Annotated in this window: 10 protein-coding genes and 2 rRNA genes (1 of these 12 cut by a window edge); 8 read left to right on the top strand and 4 right to left on the bottom strand. The window is 45.4% G+C overall.

What is annotated here, in order from left to right; translation table 11 throughout:
- From SHAL_RS21170 to SHAL_RS21160, 3 genes are all read left to right on the top strand, one after another.
- Positions 1–877: ribosomal RNA gene (locus SHAL_RS21170) — 23S ribosomal RNA — on the top strand; it begins 2,018 nt to the left of the window's first position.
- A 191-nt stretch (positions 878–1,068) separates the two neighbouring features.
- Positions 1,069–1,184, top strand: a 5S ribosomal RNA gene (gene rrf / locus SHAL_RS21165).
- A gap of 880 nt (positions 1,185–2,064) precedes the next feature.
- Positions 2,065–3,339: a CinA family nicotinamide mononucleotide deamidase-related protein gene (locus SHAL_RS21160; protein ID WP_012279154.1), complete on the top strand. Its 1,275-nt coding sequence runs from the start codon at positions 2,065–2,067 to the stop codon at positions 3,337–3,339.
- A gap of 77 nt (positions 3,340–3,416) precedes the next feature.
- Here SHAL_RS21160 and SHAL_RS21155 read toward each other — a convergent pair whose 3' ends face one another.
- The 3 genes from SHAL_RS21155 to argE all read right to left on the bottom strand — a co-directional run bounded on the left by SHAL_RS21155 (position 3,417) and on the right by argE (position 7,915).
- Positions 3,417–3,959: a YceB family lipoprotein gene (locus tag SHAL_RS21155; protein ID WP_012279153.1), complete on the bottom strand. Its 543-nt coding sequence runs from the start codon at positions 3,957–3,959 to the stop codon at positions 3,417–3,419.
- Complete coding sequence (gene ppc, locus SHAL_RS21150; RefSeq protein WP_012279152.1) at positions 3,959–6,595, bottom strand: phosphoenolpyruvate carboxylase; 2,637 nt, start codon at positions 6,593–6,595, stop codon at positions 3,959–3,961. The genes SHAL_RS21155 and ppc overlap by 1 nt, the downstream gene beginning before the upstream one ends.
- 168 nt (positions 6,596–6,763) lie before the next feature.
- Positions 6,764–7,915, bottom strand: coding sequence for an acetylornithine deacetylase (gene argE / locus SHAL_RS21145; protein WP_012279151.1), 1,152 nt, complete (start codon positions 7,913–7,915; stop codon positions 6,764–6,766).
- A gap of 275 nt (positions 7,916–8,190) precedes the next feature.
- Here argE and argC point away from each other — a divergent pair, with 275 nt between their 5' ends.
- From argC to argH, 5 genes are all read left to right on the top strand, one after another.
- Positions 8,191–9,183, top strand: a complete 993-nt coding sequence (gene argC, locus SHAL_RS21140) for an N-acetyl-gamma-glutamyl-phosphate reductase (RefSeq protein ID WP_012279150.1) — start codon at positions 8,191–8,193, stop codon at positions 9,181–9,183.
- A gap of 12 nt (positions 9,184–9,195) precedes the next feature.
- The gene (gene argB, locus SHAL_RS21135) at positions 9,196–10,023 is read left to right on the top strand and encodes an acetylglutamate kinase (protein WP_012279149.1); all 828 of its coding nucleotides are present in this window, start codon (positions 9,196–9,198) and stop codon (positions 10,021–10,023) included.
- Positions 10,024–10,038: 15 nt separating this feature from the next.
- On the top strand, positions 10,039–10,944 hold the full coding sequence (locus SHAL_RS21130) for an ornithine carbamoyltransferase (protein WP_012279148.1): 906 nt from the start codon (positions 10,039–10,041) through the stop codon (positions 10,942–10,944).
- Between the two features lie 69 nt (positions 10,945–11,013).
- Positions 11,014–12,252 carry an argininosuccinate synthase gene (locus tag SHAL_RS21125; protein WP_012279147.1) on the top strand — a complete coding sequence of 413 codons (1,239 nt, stop codon included), beginning with the start codon at positions 11,014–11,016 and terminating at the stop codon, positions 12,250–12,252.
- A gap of 110 nt (positions 12,253–12,362) precedes the next feature.
- The gene (argH, locus tag SHAL_RS21120) at positions 12,363–13,730 is read left to right on the top strand and encodes an argininosuccinate lyase (protein ID WP_012279146.1); all 1,368 of its coding nucleotides are present in this window, start codon (positions 12,363–12,365) and stop codon (positions 13,728–13,730) included.
- 165 nt (positions 13,731–13,895) lie between these two features.
- Here the strand turns inward: argH and SHAL_RS21115 are convergent, their stop codons facing one another.
- Positions 13,896–16,445: a penicillin-binding protein 1A gene (locus SHAL_RS21115; protein WP_041416168.1), complete on the bottom strand. Its 2,550-nt coding sequence runs from the start codon at positions 16,443–16,445 to the stop codon at positions 13,896–13,898.
- Positions 16,446–16,855: the final 410 nt, after the last annotated feature.

The following is a 16,855-nucleotide window of genomic DNA, read 5'->3' as shown; positions in this document are numbered from 1 at the left end:
GAAGATGCCGTATACCCGCGGCTAGACGGAAAGACCCCGTGAACCTTTACTATAGCTTGGCACTGAACATTGAACCTACATGTGTAGGATAGGTGGGAGACTTTGAAGCTTCGTCGCTAGATGGAGTGGAGTCAATCTTGAAATACCACCCTTGTAGTTTTGATGTTCTAACCGCGGCCCCTGAATCGGGGTTCGGGACAGTGCCTGGTGGGTAGTTTGACTGGGGCGGTCTCCTCCCAAAGAGTAACGGAGGAGCACGAAGGTTGGCTAAGTACGGTCGGACATCGTACGGTTAGTGCAATGGCATAAGCCAGCTTAACTGCGAGACATACACGTCGAGCAGGTACGAAAGTAGGTCATAGTGATCCGGTGGTTCTGTATGGAAGGGCCATCGCTCAACGGATAAAAGGTACTCCGGGGATAACAGGCTGATACCGCCCAAGAGTTCATATCGACGGCGGTGTTTGGCACCTCGATGTCGGCTCATCACATCCTGGGGCTGAAGTCGGTCCCAAGGGTATGGCTGTTCGCCATTTAAAGTGGTACGCGAGCTGGGTTCAGAACGTCGTGAGACAGTTCGGTCCCTATCTGCCGTGGGCGTTGGATGATTGAAGGAAGCTGCTCCTAGTACGAGAGGACCGGAGTGGACGAACCGCTGGTGTTCGGGTTGTCATGCCAATGGCATTGCCCGGTAGCTACGTTCGGAATCGATAACCGCTGAAAGCATCTAAGCGGGAAGCGAGTCCTAAGATGAGTCATCCCTAGGAATTTAATTCCTCTAAAGAGCCGTTCGAGACTAGGACGTTGATAGGCAAGGTGTGTAAGCGTTGTGAGGCGTTGAGCTAACTTGTACTAATGACTCGTGAGGCTTAACCATACAACCCTAATGGGTTTTGTATGAGACTGATGTTTTTACATCATCAAAATTAGAACAAACTCTGAAAAGAGTGACACTTAATGTGTGTTCGAACTCAAAACTTAATTTCAGTTTACTTGCTCCGGCGAGTAACAGCTTTCCAAACTTTTTTACCTTTAGTTTTTTAAAAACTGAAAGTAAAGCAGAATTTGTCTGGAAACCATAGAGCTGTGGCACCACCTGAATCCATTCCGAACTCAGAAGTGAAACACAGTATCGCCGATGGTAGTGTGGGGTCTCCCCATGTGAGAGTAGGTCATTTCCAGGCGCCTATTTATTCTCGAAAGAGAAGCGAGAAAGCCCGCTACGATGTAGCGGGCTTTTTTCGTTTTTGGCTGGTACGAGAATTGACTACTCGAATATGGGGAAGTAGAAAGCTCGAGCGTAGCGAGGTTCAATAACCATGTGGAGTAGGGTAATAGTCTGCGCTTATCAAGCACTGCTTGATGCAGGCTATGAACGCGGAGAGCTTGTGACCTACAGGGTGTAGAGAATGCCATTTATGCAGGATGCATATAAATGGTCTCGAAGCTGGCCATTTCCAGACGCCTATTTATTCTCGAAAGAGAAGCGAAAATATTGCTCTTATTATAGACAGATACTCTTGCCATCATTGTTGGTCTCTTATTCTCTTCCTTTACTTATTTTAAGCCACTAAGGTTAAATTCTGTGTGTTTATGGCACCCTGTTTTCAGCCCTTTGTGTTTACTGTGTAGCGTTAGCTTCGTGTTATACCAATCAGTATAAGAAGTTGATCTACTCAGAGCGTTTTTTGGCAAACTAATTCAAGGCGAATAGCTGAAAGAATGGTTATTCCCTTATGAGGCTGTTCAACGCAGAAGTAGGCAGCCAAAAACGCTCCAGAATGGCGAGTTTTAACGGTTCTGATGCTGTGACTCTTAAGGAACAAGAGGGAGCTTAACCCTAGAACAACTATGCTCTTCACTCGTTGCAAACCACATGGATGTGGTGAATGTCATTAATGCAGGAGCAATTAATGACCTTGCCTCAAAATCGCTAAACTCTCGCTGAGCGACCAAATCTTTATACTGATTGGTATTAATTACAGGAAATAATCACAATTGATTATTGCTATTACAGCTCAGGTTTCATAGTTTAGCTGCAATGAAGACGCTAAGGACTCGCGAATGAAGCTGGAAATGATTTGTACTGGTGAAGAGGTATTGGCTGGTCAAATAGTCGATACCAATGCTGCATGGTTTGCTAACACTATGATGGATCAAGGGATTGAATGTCAGCGTCGAGTCACGGTAGGTGATCGGCTAGAAGATCTTATCTCTGTATTTAGAGAACGTAGCCTAGAAGCTGATATTATTTTAGTTAATGGGGGTCTTGGGCCGACGAGTGACGATCTCTCAACTGAAGCGATGGCTTTAGCAAAGGGTGAGACTCTAGTTGAAAATAGTATTTGGCGTCAACGTCTAGAAGACTGGTTTGCCCGAAGTGGTCGTGTTATGGCTGAGAGTAACCTTAAGCAAGCTCTATTGCCTGAATCAGCTATTATGATAGACAATCCTGTCGGCACGGCCTGTGGCTTTGCAGTTAAGTTTAATCGGGCTTGGCTGTTCTTTACTCCTGGGGTTCCATTTGAATTTAAACAGATGGTTCATGAGCAGTTTATTCCATTTGTTAAGCAGCGTTTTGACGTAAGTGGTGATGTTGCATTAAGAAAGTACCTGACCCTTGGCCAAGGTGAATCTTCACTTGCGGATACTTTAGATAAAATAGAACTGCCAGAGGGGATGACTATAGGCTATCGGTCTTCGATGCCGCATATCGAGATTAAACTCTTTGCCCGTGGCATTGGCGCAATCGATCAACTTGATACGATTGAAACGCAGATCCGCCTTTTACTGGGTAATGCCATTGTTGCCGATAATAAGATGAGTTTGGCTGAAGAGATCCACGCTCTATTAGTCGACTCAGATCTTAGTTTAAGTGTGGCGGAATCATGTACTGGCGGCATGATTGTGAGTCAGCTAATTAGTTTTTCTGGTAGCTCATCATATTTACACCAAGGCTTAGTGACTTATTGTAATGAATCTAAAGTAAAAGTATTGGGTGTTAAACCTGAAACCTTAGATGTTCACGGTGCTGTTTCCATCGCTACAGTAGAGGAGATGGCAAAAGGAGCTAGAGCCATATTAGATAGTGACTTTGGGTTAGCGACTAGTGGTATTGCTGGGCCAACGGGGGGCACTGATAACAAACCTGTTGGTACTGTTGCTATTGCTCTCGCAACCAAAGAAGGCGTTTACAGCCAGATGATCAAGCTTCCAAGGCGCTCTCGTGATCTGGTGCGTAGCTTAAGTACAGCCGTAGCGTTCGATATGCTAAGAAGAGAGTTATTAGGCCAAGCGGTTATTGTCGATTATGGTTCGATAGGCCGTTTTGAAAAATAACTCCTGGAAAATAATAAAAAAAGCAGGCTCATAGGAGCCTGCTTTTTTAGTTTTAATAGTGAACTAATTACTTATCGTTAGTCTTCAAAAACCAATACCAGCTTACCGGGTTTAACCTCGATTCGCTTGGTTATATCGGCAATCAAAGCCTGATTAGACTCTTTGGTATCTAATACATACACGGGTTGAGTCTCTAGAAACTGAGTCAAAAAATTCATTAGCTGCGGAGCTATTGAACCTATCGCTTTTTCGATATCCTGAGGTTTGGATTCCACCTTAACTAGCTGCAAGTTACGTAGATGAACACTGTGGTCAGTTGCGTCGTACCACGGCTCAGCTTCAAACTCTGCAACAAGGTTTGCACTTATTGGCATCATAGGATTTCGCACATTAACTATCGTCACCGCAGATACCGCCATGGTATCTGGCTTTTCACCTAGGGTGACTTTAATGTCATTAACGCGCAGATCAATTCCAAAGATTTGATTGCCCTGTTTTACTTCAAAGTGCATCTCATCGTTAAGATAAGCTTCTAGTTCTTTGTCTGTGATGCTGTATTGACTGACACAGCCAGTCAATAGCAGTAAGGCGCTAGCAAGCGCCACTTTTAATAATTTCATTAACCTGTATTTCTCATTCCGGCGGCAACACCAGCTATGGTTAACATCAGCGCCAGCTCAACATTTTTAGAAGATTGCTCCTCTCTACGCGTTCTCGCTAACAATTCAGCCTGCAGGAAGTTTAGTGGATCAATGTAGGGGTTTCTTAGCTCAACAGATTCGCGGTTCCATGGCGTATGAGCCATTAAGCTCTCTGCTTGTGTTAACTCCAGTACGGCTTCGATGCCAATGGCTAAACGCTCTCTTAGTTGCACCCCAAGATGATGTAACTCTTTTGGCACTAGGCTTGTTTCATAGAATTTAGACAAGTTAGGTTCGGCTTTGGCATAGACCATTTCTAACATAGAGATCCGAGTCTTGAAGAATGGCCAATGCTTTTCCATCTCTTGTAGGAGTGGTAAGTCACCTCGCTCTGATGCTGCTTTTAATGCCTCTCCGGCGCCTAACCAAGCTGGTAGCATTAAACGGTTTTGCGACCAAGCGAAGATCCAAGGGATTGCGCGTAAGCTCTCGATACCGCCATCGACTCGACGTTTAGCTGGGCGACTACCTAATGGCAGTTTACCTAATTCGATCTCTGGGGTTGCCGCACGGAAGTAGGACACAAAGTCTGGCTCTTCACGCACGATAGCGCGGTAGGCAAGTACCGATTCTTCGGCGAGTTGCTGCATACATTGGCGCCACTCTGGCTTAGGCTCAGGTGGTGGCAATAGGGTTGCCTCCATTACAGCTGAGGTATATAGCGCAAGGCTTTGAACGGCAAGCTTTGGTAAGCCAAACTTAAAGCGGATCATTTCACCTTGCTCGGTGACTCTGATGCGACCGTCTACAGACCCTGGAGGCTGAGACAGAATCGCCTCATGTGCTGGTCCGCCGCCACGGCCAATCGTGCCGCCACGACCATGGAACAGGGTGAGTTTAATATTGGCTTCTTGGCTAATGGCTACTAACTTTTCTTGCGCAGTATATTGCGCCCAAGCTGCTGCCATCACTCCCGCATCTTTAGCCGAGTCAGAGTAACCAATCATGACCTCTTGAATGCCCTTGGTATAACCACGGTACCAATCGATGCTAAACAGTGCAGACATACAAGCCGATGCATTATTTAAGTCATCTAAGGTCTCAAATAACGGTACAACACGCATTGGATGTGGGCAGCCCGTTTCCTTTAGCAGTAAAAGAACAGCCAATACGTCAGAAGGTTGGCTAGCCATAGAGATAACATAGGAGCCCATAGCTCTAGCTGGTTGTGTTGCAACCAGTCTGCAAGTCTTCACCACCTCTTCAACTTCTGGCGATGCTTGCCAGTTTGCCGGGATCAAAGGTCGCTTACTGCTGAGCTCGCGTAGTAAGAAAGATTGCTTCTCGGTTTCATCCCAATGTGCATAGTCGCCCATACCTAAATAGCGAGTCAGCTCTGCAATCACATCTGCATGGCGATCGGCATCTTGGCGCACATCGAGTCTTAGCATATGAATGCCAAAACAGGCGATACGACGTAGCATATCAAGCAATAAACCGTTGGCGATTAGGCTCATGCCACGGTCGCAGAGGCTTTGATATAGCATCATCAAAGGATCTTTTAGATCACTTTCATGCCAAATAATCTCGCTCGGGTCAACATCTGGATGTTGACCTTCGAGTCTGCCGTTTAGATAATCAATCGTATTTCTAAGCTTTTGACGAAGTGTTCTAAGCACATCTCGATAAGGCTCATTGCTGTTATTGGTGTAAGCCAGTAGAGCCTCATTTGCTCCTTCCATCGATAGCTCATTGACCAGTAATACTACATCTTTTAGATATAGGCGTGCTGCAGTATGACGGTTCCGATCTAGGACCTCTTGGGTCACGGCAGAAGTGACAAATGGATTGCCATCGCGGTCGCCGCCCATCCAACTTGAGAACCTTACTGGTGCAATATCGGTAGGAAGCTGGGTATTGGTACGCTCTTCGACCTGTTGGTTTAGCTGTCTAAGAAAATCTGGAACAGCTTGCCATAAAGAGGCTTCGATTGTGCATAGACCCCAGCGTGCTTCATCGACTGGTGTTGGACGTTCGTTACGGATCTCATTAGTATGCCAGATCTGCGCAATCAGTTGACGTAAACGTAGGTGGTGCTGTTTTTTCTCTTGTTCTGTAAGCTGAGTGTTTTCTTGCGCTGTTAGTGAATCAATAACCGCTGAATACTTCTGAATGAGAGTGCGGCGAGAGATCTCCGTTGGATGCGCAGTTAATACAAGATCGATATCTAGCGTCTTTAGACAAGCTAACACCTTCTCTTGGTCGATGTTTCCGCCTAGCATGCGCCCTAGTAGTTGCTCGACTGGATCGGGTACACAGACTAACTCGTCACAATTACGGCTAATGGTATGGAATTGCTCAGCGATATTCGCCAGATTCAAAAATTGGTTAAAAGCCTTAGCAAAAGGAACGAGTTCATCATCGCTTAAAGAAGATAGCAAAGTCAGCATCTCTTTACGTGCAGCACTATCGCCTTGGCGTGAGCTTTTTGCAAGATGGCGGATTTGTTCTATTTTATCTAAGAAAGTGTCATCAAGATCCGTGCGGATTGTGTCACCTAAAATCTGCCCTAAGGTTCCAACGTTAGACCTTAGCGAGGCATACATGTCTACCATACGTGCTCCATATCGGTAAGCTAATCGATCACAATACCTAGCAGTGATGTGCTAGGCAATGATCCAGATTGAAATATCGTGCTTTAATGTGCTCTATATCACTTTTGGGATATAGCTTCGTGCTTGGTGGCTATACTTTAGACTGTAAAGTATATAGAAAAGAGTAAATTATTTTATACATGCATGATAAATCAGTTTTTTTAATAGATCTTTTGTACGCCCAATATAGGAAATATCTAAAAACTCATCAGGTTGATGCGCTTGCTCAATACTGCCTGGGCCGAGTACAAGTGTTTGGCAACCTAGCTGACTGATGTAAGGGGCTTCGGTGGCATAGTTAACGACTTCTGGTTGGCTTTCACTAAGCTCCGCAACCAGTTGTGTCCAACTTCCATCCTTTTTATCAGCAAAGGGCTCTGAGCCGGGGTATAAAGGAGCAACACTGATACAACCTGGATATTGACGACATACAGGTTCAAGATAGTTGGCAACCATTAACTCTAAATCCTCCAGTGCAAGACAGGGGATCGGTCGAAGGTCGATATGCAGATCACAGCAGCCACAGATCCTGTTGGCGGCATCCCCGCCATGAATATGACCAAAGTTCATGGTTGGATAGGGCACGCTAAAGGCATCTTCTCTATAATTATCGGCTAAGTGCTGTTTTAGCTTGAGCAGTTGCCCTGTAACTAAGTGCATCACTTCGATAGCATTAAGCCCTTTTGCTGGATCTGACGAATGACCACTACGACCTGTCACTCGTATGCCTTGGGTTAAATGCCCTTTATGCATATAAACTGGCTTTAAACTGGTGGGTTCACCGATGATTGCATAATCAGGCGAAATTGACTTAGCTGCTGCAAAGGCCTTCGCGCCGTTCATGGTGGTTTCTTCGTCGGCACTGGCTAAGATATGCAATGGACGCTTAAATTTATCCATTGGTAGCTCTATTAGTGCCTCTAGCACTAAAGCAAAAAAGCCTTTCATGTCGCAGGCACCAAGGCCATACCAACGATTATCTTTTTCTACTAAGGAAAACGGGTCTTGGCTCCAGCGCCCTTCATCAAAAGGTACCGTATCCGTATGTCCTGCCAGTAGTAATCCTCCCTGACCTTGACCAAACGACGCCACTAGATTGTGCTTATTACGAGTATCAGCCACTGGCACAGACTGGCACTGCATTCCTAAATCGCTAAACCAAGTATGCAAAAGTTCTATGACTGCTTTATTGCTCATATCGTGCTCTGCTTCGAGTGCACTAATAGACGGTGTTGCAATCAATTGGCTAAAACTACTTTTTATCTCTGGAAGTTTTTTCATTAAAAACACCTAAATATATATTCAAATATATTGCATAATTAATTTTGCGTGTTAGTCTATCAAACAGCTAAGGTAACTACCACACTTCGATGGCCTGTTTAGTGAGAGTATATATGTTCAATCTGGTTAAATTAATAGTAGTTAAGGTTAATCATACCCACTTCCTACGACGATAATCTTGTCATTAATGGTGTTCAGCCAGGGCTTAAGTTGTGCCCATTCTTTTTTGCGTTTTGTCATCTAAATTCAAGATTAAGGTTTTAAAGTCATAGACTATGAAAAATATAGCCATTATTGGTGCCAGTGGTTACACCGGCGCACAGATCTCCTCTCTTATAAATGCCGAATCGACGATGTCGATCCAGGGGCTTTATGTCTCTGAAAACAGCCTCGACAAGGGCAAGGCTCTATCTGATCTTTATCCTGCTTACAGTCATATAGACTTGTGCTTAACCCCCCTTACCGATGATGCGAAGCAAACTATCGTAGCGACTGCCGATGCGGTGGTACTCGCGACTGATCACGGGGTGAGCTTACATCTCGCTGCGTGGTTTTATCAGCAAGGATTGGCGGTATTTGATTTAAGCGGTGCATATCGGTTTTCCGATGTTGCTCAGTATCCTAAGTGGTATGGTTTTACTCACGAATATTCCCAAGTACTGGCTGACGCCGTATATGGCTTAGCGGAGTGGAATGCGCCGCAAATCGCGACGAGTAAGATGATTGCGGTACCGGGTTGTTATCCAACGGCCTCACTGATAGCGCTTAAACCTGTTGCACATTTACTCACCGATATATTGCCAGTGATTAATGCAGTCAGCGGCGTAACTGGAGCGGGCAGAAAAGCGCAGCTGCATACCAGTTTTTGTGAAGTCAGTTTGACCCCCTACGGCGTACTTGGTCACAGGCACCAGCCTGAGATTGCCACTCAGCTAGGACAAGAGGTGATCTTCACGCCTCACCTCGGTAATTTTAAACGCGGCATTCTTGCAACCATCACAGTGCAATTAGCTGCGGGTACGACAGCCAGCGATATTGAAAAAGCATACCAATGTTACGACTCTGCCGAGCTTATCACTGTAAAACAAAATCAATTCCCTAAGGTGGATGATGTGGTGCAAACAGCTAATTGTCATCTGGGGTGGAAGTTCGATGAACAGAGTGGCTATCTGGTCATCGCTAGCGCGATTGATAACTTAATGAAAGGGGCGGCTAGTCAAGCGCTGCAGTGCATAAAGATTCATTTTAATGCATCTGTAAATCACTAGGTGGGTAAGAATATGACTGATACGCAGATGGCTAATACACGAGCGATAAGCTCAGGCGCTAAGCCTGTCATGGTGCTCAAAGTTGGCGGTGCATTACTGCAGTGTGAAATGGGCATGGCACGGTTAATGGAAGCGGCGGCCAAGATTATTGCAAATGGTCAGCCAATTATTATGGTTCATGGCGGCGGCTGTCTGGTTGATGAGCAACTTAAAGCTAATGGTATGACAACTAAAAAGCTAGATGGATTAAGGGTGACACCGCAAGAGCAGATCCCGGTTATCGTCGGTGCGTTGGCTGGCACCTCTAATAAAACGCTGCAAGCGGCAGCGATTAAAGCGGGTGTAACCAGTTTAGGTATGAGCCTTGCGGATGCTGGAATGATGTCTGCAAAAGTTAAAGATCCGCAGTTAGGGCTGGTGGGGGAGGTTGAGCCCAAAGATGCCAGCTATCTTGAATTTGTCTTATCCAAGGGCTGGATGCCAATTGTGAGCTCAATTGCTATTAGTGAGCAAGGCGAGATGCTCAATGTTAATGCCGATCAGGCGGCAACAGCTTTAGCCAAGCTGGTTTCGGGCTCATTAGTTTTACTATCTGACGTATCAGGTGTGCTCGATGGTAAAGGTCAGTTAATTAGTAGCTTGAATAGAGCTCAAGTGAATGAGTTGACCAAGATTGGCGTTATCGAGAAAGGAATGAAGGTCAAGGTGGAAGCTGCATTAGATGTTGCAGAATCCATGGGGCAAGCCGTACAGATTGCCTCTTGGCGTCATGCGCAGCAATTAATCGCTTTAAGTAGGGGTGAGACCGTTGGCACCCAGATCCAGCCACAAATTCAGTAATTGGAGAGCAGTCGAATGAAACATTTACTATCAATAAAAGATTTAAGCCAGCAGCAGTTACTCGACCTTTTAGCATTGGCAAAAACCATAAAGGCTAACCCTGCTGAATATAAACATGCCCTAGAGGGCAAGAGTGTGGTGATGCTATTTGAAAAACCCTCACTACGAACTCGGGTGAGCTTTGATATCGGTATCAATAAATTGGGTGGTCATTGCTTATATCTAGATCAGCAAAATGGCGAGTTAGGTAAGCGTGAACCTGTTTCAGATTTTGCTGCCAATATCTCTTGCTGGGCAGATGCGATTGTTGCGAGGACTTTCTTACACTCGACAATTGAAGAGCTTGCTGAGCACGGCACGGTGCCAGTGATTAACGCCTTGTCTGATCTGTACCATCCTTGTCAGGGGTTAGCGGACTTTCTGACATTGAGCGAACAATATGGCGATGTGAGTAAGGTGAAGCTGGCTTATGTCGGTGATGGTAACAATGTGACTCATTCATTGATGTTTGGTGCAGCTATCTTAGGTGCGCAGTTAACCGTTATTTGTCCGCCAGGCCACTTTCCCGATGGCAAGGTGGTTTGTGAAGCACAAGAACTGGCTGCGAAGCACGGTGGCAAACTCATTCTGAGTTCCGATGTTGAAGCGATTATTGGTCATGATGCGATTTATGCCGACACTTGGCTCTCAATGGGAGATTCGACACCAATGGCAGAGATTGAAGCAAAGTTTAAACCTTACCAAGTCAATTCCCAGTTAATGCAAAAGGCAGGTGCTAAACACTTTATGCATTGTTTACCTGCGTACCGAGAAGTTGAAGTTACCGCAGAAGTTGTTGATGGCGAAGGCTCACTTATTTTGCATCAAGCCGAAAACAGAATGCATGCGCAGAACGCCGTTCTGGTAACCCTTTTAAGTTAATTTTTTAAGAAAAAAAACAGTCAACTTGCGTTAGTGAGTTGAGTAATAAATAAGTAGTAGGAAATTAAGATGTCCAATGAAAATTCAGCAGTAACTAAGCATGCAGGTGTTAAAAAGGTTGTTTTAGCCTATTCCGGGGGCTTAGATACTTCAGCAATTATCCCGTGGCTGAAGGAAACCTATGATGACTGTGAGATTATCGCCTTCTGCGCCGATGTAGGCCAAGGTGATGCTGAACTAGAAGGCTTGTATGAGAAAGCCATCGCTTCAGGCGCTTCGGAGTGTCATATCGTTGACTTGAAAGAAGAGCTGGTGGCGGATTATATCTACCCAACAATCGCCACAGGCGCTATCTATGAGGGAACCTATTTATTGGGGACCTCTATGGCGAGACCAATTATTGCTAAGGCGCAGGTTGAGGTGGCACGTAAAGTGGGCGCAGATGCAGTTTGTCATGGTTGTACCGGTAAAGGTAATGATCAGGTTCGTTTTGAAGGTTGTTTTGCGGCATTAGCGCCAGACTTAAAAGTGATTGCACCTTGGCGTGAATGGGAGATGGTTAGCCGTGAAGATCTGCTCGACTATCTAGCCGAGCGAAATATTGCGACTTCTGCTTCAGCCACTAAGATCTATAGCCGCGATGCTAACGCTTGGCATATTTCTCACGAAGGCGGTGAGTTAGAAGATCCATGGAACGAGCCATCAAAAGGTGTATGGACCATGACGGTTGCGCCAGAAGATGCGCCTAATCAGCCTGAATATGTGGCACTCGAGCTTGAGCAGGGCAAGATCACCAAAGTAAATGGTGAGGCCTTATCACCCTATAACGCACTGATGCTACTAAACGAAGTTGCGGGTGCTCATGGTGTCGGCAGAATCGATATCACCGAAAACAGGCTCGTGGGTATGAAGTCTCGTGGCTGTTATGAAACACCGGGCGGCACAGTAATGTTTGCGGCGCTAAGAGCGATTGAAGAGCTAGTACTAGATAAAACGAGTCGTGAGTGGCGTGAGCAAATTGGCACGAAGATGGCGCACCTTGTTTATGACGGTCGTTGGTTTACCCCATTATGTGAGTCACTGCTTGGTGCCTCAAAGCCATTAGCGGATTTAATTAACGGTGAAGTGGTGGTTAAGCTTTATAAAGGCCAAGCCAGTGTAGTGAAGAAGCGTTCACCAAATAGCTTGTACTCAGAAGCGTTTGCGACATTTGGTGCCGATGATGTTTACAACCAAAAAGATGCCGAAGGTTTTATCCGTTTGTATTCGTTATCAAGCCGGATCAGAGCACTGAATAACCAAAAGTAGGCTATTAACTAGCTGAAGTTAGTGAACGCTAACATAATAGCGTTAGCGCTGTATAAACAGAAAGATAAAAGGTGGGAGTTATCCCACCTAGCATTAGAGAGGAAGTCAAAATGGCATTATGGGGCGGCAGATTTAGCCAAGAGAGCAGTGCACTGTTTAAACTATTCAATGACTCTTTACCTGTGGACTTTCGTCTCATTGAGCAAGATATTGTGGGCTCGATTGCTTGGGCGAGTGCGATCACTCAGGTGGGAATTTTAACCGAGCAAGAGTGCAAAGATCTGCATCATGCATTGAATGAGTTGCTCGCGGAAACGATCGATAATCCACAGCTGATCATCGCATCAGGCGCCGAAGACATACACAGCTTCGTCGAGCAGTCGCTGATCGCCAAGGTTGGGGATTTAGGCAAAAAATTACACACGGGTCGTTCTCGCAACGATCAAGTCGCCACGGATCTTAAGCTTTGGTGTAAGAAAGAGGGCGAGCAGTTATTAGGTTTACTGGCTAATTTAAGAGCGGCTCTGATTGAGCTTGCCGAGCGTGAACTCGATGCGGTTATGCCGGGCTATACCCACCTGCAAAGAGCGCAGCCAGTGGTGTTTGGTCATTGGTGCCTTGCTTATGTCGAGATGTTTGAGCGTGACATTAGCCGTCTGCAAGACGCGTTAAAGCGCGCCGATACCTGCCCGTTAGGCACCGGGGCCTTAGCGGGTACGGCGTACCCTATGGATAGAGTCAAGCTGGCAAAATCCTTAGGTTTTGCATCACCAACGTTAAACAGTTTAGACACGGTATCGGACAGAGACCATGTTATTGAGATCTGCAGCGATGCTTCTATTAGCATGATGCACCTAAGCCGTATGGCAGAAGACTTAATTTTCTTTAATAGTGGTGAGGCGGGCTTTATCGATCTCGATGATGAAGTGACCTCAGGCTCTTCATTGATGCCACAAAAGAAAAACCCAGATGCGCTCGAGTTGATCAGAGGCAAAACGGGTCGTGTATACGGTAGCTTAATGGGCATTTTAACCACCATGAAGGCACTGCCACTTGCGTATAACAAAGATATGCAAGAGGACAAAGAAGGTCTATTCGATGTGATGGATAGCTGGTCAATTTGTCTCGAAATGGCAGCGTTAGTCTTAAGTGGTTTAAAAGTAAATCGTGAGAAAACGCTGAGTGCAGCCAAGCAAGGTTACGCTAATTCGACAGAGCTGGCGGATTACCTTGTGGCTAAGGGGATGCCTTTTAGAGAGGCGCATCATGTCGTAGGCGAAGCGGTTGTTAGTGCGATTGCTAAGCAAACTCCGTTAGAAGACTTAACTCTAGAAGAGCTACAAGCATTCAGCGCTGTGATTGATGCAGATGTATATGATTGCCTCACTATTGAGTCTTGCTTAGCAAAACGTGAGGCGCTAGGTGGTACATCATTACCGCAGGTAAAGAGTGCGCTGGCAGTAAAACAAGCGAGTTAGCGAATACAGGCAGAGTAAAATGTCATTGTGGCTAGTTGGAATATACGCCTAAGCAATAGTATTTATTTTTAAGTGATGAATATAAAAAATGCGGTTATTGTGTTAGCAATAACCGCATTTTTGTAGCTTACTTTTGCCACAAGCTATTGAGTTAGGAATAGAGCTTTATTGGAATAAGTCCTCTTCAGACTTGTCGATAAAGATATCGCTATTATCTTCTTGATCGGTCACATATTCCGTTGGCTCTGTACCAGTAATAAAGTACTCAAAGTTACTGGTATAGTCAGTTTTGCGAGTCAGTTTACCTGTCGCCAAATCAATTCTTGCAGACACAATCCCCTCTGGAGTCGACATCGGCACTTCTGGTGTGCCCGCGAGAGCATCCTTCATAAACTCATTCCAACCTGGTCCTGCAGTTTTCGCCCCCGCTTCTGCGAGTGATATTTGATCTTTAGCACCGTTAGCGTTCCAGCTCGTACGGCCGAGTTCTTGGCTATGATCGTCGAAACCGACCCAAACTGTGGTGGCAAGTTTTGGATTGTATCCACTAAACCAAGTATCACGAGATTCGTTAGTGGTACCTGTTTTACCTGCAATATCTCGACGCTTGACCACTCTTGCGGCGCGCCACGCTGTACCGTTCCAGCCGGTACCTTTACTCCAGTCTCCACCGCCCCAGATCACACTTTTTAGAGCTTGAGTGATCAAGAAAGCCGTTTGCTCAGAAATAATCTGCGGTGCATAGCGAGAACCAGCATCGCCACACTGCAGAGCTTCATCTGCCTGCGATTGTGCTTCTAGTGGTTTGGTACTTGTCTGAAGCTCATTTGCCATAGCGGCGAATGGGTCTTCAGTTATTGCTTGCTCTGCAATAGGAGGTTTGCAGGCTAGAGTTGGGTTGGCTTGCTCTACAATGTCACCGTTAGCGGTTTCTACGCGCTCGATAAAGTATGGCTCAACTAAGAAGCCGCCATTAGCAAATACAGAGAATGCTGTGACGACTTGCAGTGGCGTCACCGATGGTGAGCCTAAGGCAATAGATTCATTACGGGGCAAGTCTGCTGGGTCAAAACCAAACTTAACTAGTTCGGCAATCGTGGTATCAAGACTGGCATAACGCATCGCCCTAACAGACATCACGTTAATCGATTGCGCTAAACCAACACGCAGGCGTGTCGGGCCACCATAAACATCGGGTGAGTTTTTAGGGCGCCAAGCTGTGCCTTGTCTGGTATCGGGCTTATTAATCGGTGCGTTATTAATCAGTGTGGCAAGGGTATAGCCTTTTTCTAGCGCAGCACTATAGATGAAAGGTTTGATGTTTGAACCTAACTGACGCTTAGCCTGAGTCACACGGTTATATTGGCTTGTATAGAAGCTGAAACCGCCAACCAAGTTGCGAATAGCGCCATCATGTGGATCGAGAGAGACTAGGGCGCTGGCGACTAATGGTACTTGGCTTAATTGCCAGAAGTTACCATTGTTGCGGATCCAAACTTGTTCACCTGGCTTTAATACATCGGATGCGAGTTTAGGAGCCTTACCCTGGCGTTTGTTGGTGATAAATTTACGCGCCCATTTGATACCGTCCCATGGCAGTTCAATGGTTTCACCTTTGGCATTCATTACCGTGGCAGTTTGTTCATTAACTGACAACACAGCAGCAGGGAACATACCTTGGAATGCACCAGTTTGCTTTAACTTCGCGGTGATCTCTTCAGGCTCTAAAGTGGTCGTTGTCCATAGTTCTTTGACTCGGCCGCGGTAACCGTGACGTTCATCATAGGAGTAGACGTTATTACGCAGCGCTCTTTGAGCATCGAGCTGTAGCTTAGAATCAACAGTGGTGTAGATATCGTAACCACCGGTATAGGCTTCTTCTTCACCATACTTGTCGACTAAATAGTCACGAGCCATCTCAGAAATATAAGGTGCATATAGATCGATCACAGCTCCGTGATATTTTGCGGTAATAGGGCTATCCAGCGCAGCTTGGTACTCAGCGCTATTGATATAGCCCACTTCGTTCATTCGCATCAATACCACGTTACGACGCGCTTTTGCTCGAGCTTTAGAGGTAATAGGATTAAGAGTTGAAGGCGCTTTAGGCAGACCAGCGATAACAGCCATTTCAGGTAAAGTCAGTTCGCTGACTTCTTTGCCGTAATACACTTGAGCCGCAGCTCCAACACCATAGGCACGTTGTCCTAGATAAATGCGGTTTACATATAACTCAAGAATTTCATCTTTTGTAAGTAGCTGCTCGATATGAATCGAGATAAAAATCTCTTTTACTTTACGGATAATGGTTTTATCGCGAGTTAAAAAGAAGTTGCGCGCTACCTGCATGGTAATGGTACTGGCACCTTGCTTCTTTTGACCCGTGGTTAGCATCACAGAGGCTGCGCGTAAAATACCAATCGGATCGATACCCTTGTGCTCATAAAATCGGGCATCTTCTGTGGCGATAAAAGCTTGTAGTAGAGGCTTAGGAACCTCCTCTAGCTTAAGTGGAATACGGCGTTTCTCACCAAACTGAGAGATCAGTTTTCCGTCACTGCTATAAATACGAAGTGGAGTTTGCAGTTTTACGGTCTTTAGCGTTGTAACGTCTGGTAGATCTGGCAATACATAAAAATAAGCTGCAGCAATTGCAGCGACGCCAAGTAAACCTAGGCTAAAGAAAGCTATAAAAAGTCGTTTTAACCACTTCACCACAATATTCCAAGAATTAAATTAAGAACAATAGTATATAAGCCATGGCATAAATGGTGAAGTCTTGTCGTCCGATTAGGTTGAGCTTTTTTCTTGATAACTTCTTTGCAATGACTATTTTGATGGGAATATCGTCGAAAAGTTAATTAATGTAAGAATATAAATCAATCACTTCAGATTAATGAAAGTAGTTATTATGACTGATATTTGCTGTCTTTTCGGGTTATATCGCTATCGCAAATGGATTGGTAGTCGTTATGTTGGAAATGTAGCCGATATTCTGCGTGTTCGTGCCAAAGTTACTTATAAGTGAGTGTTTGGAGTCAAAAAAATGGCAATTGTAAAATCGAGAAACATTTTGTACAAATAACTATAACGAGTTGATTTTGTGCTAATCTACTTTGGATACT

It is taken from the genome of Shewanella halifaxensis HAW-EB4, assembly GCF_000019185.1.
In the GTDB taxonomy this organism is placed as follows: domain Bacteria; phylum Pseudomonadota; class Gammaproteobacteria; order Enterobacterales; family Shewanellaceae; genus Shewanella; species Shewanella halifaxensis.
Note: the sequence above shows the minus strand (reverse complement) of the source record. Positions and strands in the feature narration are given on the sequence as shown.

Bases quoted from the DNA above. Each gene is read 5' to 3' on its own strand.
- argC (WP_012279150.1), top strand. From the start codon at position 8,191: ATGAAAAATATAGCCATTATTGGTGCCAGTGGTTACACCGGCGCACAG.
- argB (WP_012279149.1), top strand. From the start codon at position 9,196: ATGACTGATACGCAGATGGCTAATACACGAGCGATAAGCTCAGGCGCT.
- SHAL_RS21130 (WP_012279148.1), top strand. From the start codon at position 10,039: ATGAAACATTTACTATCAATAAAAGATTTAAGCCAGCAGCAGTTACTC.
- SHAL_RS21155 (WP_012279153.1), bottom strand. From the start codon at position 3,959: ATGAAATTATTAAAAGTGGCGCTTGCTAGCGCCTTACTGCTATTGACT.
- SHAL_RS21125 (WP_012279147.1), top strand. From the start codon at position 11,014: ATGTCCAATGAAAATTCAGCAGTAACTAAGCATGCAGGTGTTAAAAAG.
- argE (WP_012279151.1), bottom strand. From the start codon at position 7,915: ATGAAAAAACTTCCAGAGATAAAAAGTAGTTTTAGCCAATTGATTGCA.
- ppc (WP_012279152.1), bottom strand. From the start codon at position 6,595: ATGGTAGACATGTATGCCTCGCTAAGGTCTAACGTTGGAACCTTAGGG.
- SHAL_RS21160 (WP_012279154.1), top strand. From the start codon at position 2,065: ATGAAGCTGGAAATGATTTGTACTGGTGAAGAGGTATTGGCTGGTCAA.
- argH (WP_012279146.1), top strand. From the start codon at position 12,363: ATGGCATTATGGGGCGGCAGATTTAGCCAAGAGAGCAGTGCACTGTTT.